Origin of the sequence: Streptomyces sp., assembly GCF_031181705.1 — a bacterium.
Classification (GTDB): Bacteria; Actinomycetota; Actinomycetes; order Streptomycetales; family Streptomycetaceae; genus Streptomyces.
Genome location: NZ_JAPSKN010000144.1, coordinates 6,517 through 8,982 on the forward strand (window position 1 = coordinate 6,517; position 2,466 = coordinate 8,982).

The 2,466-nt window shown below is 74.2% G+C and carries 2 protein-coding genes; both read left to right on the forward strand.

Translation table 11 applies throughout. From position 1 onward, the window contains the following. The first annotated feature begins 354 nt into the window (after positions 1-354). Positions 355-777, forward strand: coding sequence for an MGMT family protein (locus tag RIN80_RS22560; RefSeq protein ID WP_309097459.1), 423 nt, complete (start codon positions 355-357; stop codon positions 775-777). 364 nt (positions 778-1,141) lie between these two features. After that, the coding region (locus RIN80_RS22565; protein WP_309097460.1) for an ATP-dependent helicase at positions 1,142-2,466 on the forward strand (1,325 nt) is incomplete at its 3' end.

A 2,466-nucleotide genomic window follows, 5' to 3' on the forward strand; every position in this document is an offset into this window, starting at 1 on the left:
CTGTGCGTCACCGTCGTCCGTGCCGGTGCCCTTCACGGCGTCCCCGGGAGTGCCCTTCTCGTCGGCGTCCTGGGCAGTGCCCTGCACGTCGCCGTCCTCGGTGCCGGGGCGCGACGAAGCGTCAGAGGGGCCCGCCGTGTCCTCGGGGTGCGCACCCTGCTGCTTCATCGTCTCTTCTTGGTCTCGTATCACCGGTCACCGCCCGCACGATGGTGGCATGCCACACCGACACTCGGGGGCATCAGGGTGCACATGCGGGGGCGGACAGTCTGCCCGACGCGCTGCCGCGGGGCGAAGGAAACGCTCGGGAGCGCGCCCGTCCCGTTGTCGGTGGGGTGGGGCAGGATGGGACGGATGAGCGAGCAGAACCTTCCGGAGGGCACCCGTCCGCACCATGCCCGAGCGGGGTCCGACGGTGTCCCCGACGAGCCGGGAGAAGCCCTGCCCGCCTACGCCGAGCGGGTCCTCGACGTCGCGGAACTGATTCCGCCGGGCCGGGTCATGACCTACGGGGACGTGGCCGAGTGGCTGGAGGAGGGCGGTCCGCGGCAGGTGGGCCGGGTGATGGCGCTCTACGGGGGAGCCGTCCCGTGGTGGCGGGTCGTCCGCGCGGACGGCGTGCTGCTCCCGGGACACGAGCAGCGGGCGCTCGGCCACTACCGCGCGGAGGGCACGCCCCTGAAGGAGGCGGGCCGCGCCGCCGAGGGCCACCTGCCGCGCCTCGACATGAGACGGGCGCGGTGGGACGGCGGCGAACGCGCGGAGGGTCACACCTGACAGCTTCCGGCATCGCACGCCCTCCCGTGTGGCCCGTGATCCGGACGGGGGAACCGGGGCACAACGGGGGCATGACGTACGTTCGTGAGGTGAGGGACATGTGCGACGAGAGTGCCGCGAGTGAACAGCGGGAAGAAGGGGAAGCCCTGCTTCCGCCTCACCCGTCGGCGTAGCGTCGGCTGCACGTGTCCCCCTCACCTCGCGGTCACCGCCCGCCCCGCGCGCGGTGGCCCGCCCACCAGCACATCCACCAGGACCGGCGAACCACGTGAGCTCCTCTTCCTCCATCAGCGGCCTGTCGCACCCCCGGGTACGGCGGGGGGGCCGTGGCGCTTACCGACTGGTACGTACCCCCCCTGCCCGGGTGGACCCCCCTCTTTTGGACGCCTCGCAGCGCTCCGTGGTTGACCACGCGGCCGGCCCGCTGCTCGTCCTCGCCGGTCCGGGCACCGGAAAGACCACCACGCTCGTCGAGTCCGTGGCCGAGCGGATCGCCCGGGGCGGTGACCCCGCGCGCGTCCTGGTGCTGACGTTCAGCCGCAGGGCCGCCGTCGAACTGCGCGACCGCATGGCCCTGCGCACCGGCGCGGCCCGCGCCCCCCAGGCGACCACGTTTCACTCCTTCTGCTATGCCCTCGTCCGCGCCCACCAGGACAGCGACCTCTTCGTGGAGCCGCTGCGGCTGCTGTCCGGACCCGAGCAGGACGTCGCCGTACGGGAACTGCTGGCGGGCCAGGTGGACCTGGAGCGGCTCGGGCTCGCGCACGTGCGCTGGCCGGACGAGCTGCGCGCCTGCCTGACCACGCGCGGCTTCGCCGACGAGGTCCGCGCGGTCCTCGCCCGCAGTCGTGAACTGGGCCTCGGACCGGACGCCCTGGACGCCTTCGCGCGCCGCACCGGCCGCCCCGACTGGCGCGCGGCGGCCGCCTTCCTCGCCGAGTACCTCGACGTGCTCGACCTGCAGGGCGTGATCGACTACGCCGAACTCGTCCACCGCGCGGTGCTCCTCGCCCACCGCCCCGATGTCGCCGGGTGGCTCGCCGAGCGGTACGACGCCGTCTACGTCGACGAGTACCAGGACACGGATCCCGCCCAGGTGCGGCTGCTGCACGCGCTGGCCGGGGGCGGGCGCACACTCGTCGCGTTCGGCGACCCCGACCAGTCGATCTATGCGTTCCGCGGGGCGGACGTGAACGGCATCCTGGACTTCCCGCACGCCTTCCCGCGCGCGGACGGCCGCCCGGCCCCGGTCGCGGTGCTGCGCACGTCCCGCCGTTCCGGTGCGGGTCTGCTGGCCGCGACCCGGCTGCTGACCCAGCGCATGCCGCTGACCCGCCTGCCCGCCGAGAAGGTGCGCGCCCATCGCGAACTCGCCCCGGTACGGGACGGCGGCCGCGTCGAGGCCTACACGTACCCGACGTCGGGCACGGAGCTGGACAACATCGCCGACATCCTCCGCAGGGCCCACCTGGAGGACGGCGTCCCGTGGAGCGAGATGGCCGTCCTGGTGCGCGCCGGCTCCCGCACCATCCCGACGGTCCGCCGTGCCCTGACGGCGGCGGGCGTGCCCGTGGACGTCGACGGTGACGACGTGCCGCTGCGGCACGAACCGGCGGTGGCACCGCTGCTGACGGCGCTGCGGGCGGTGGCGGTGGCGGAGGCGGGGCCCTTCGGGGGTGACGCCGTGGA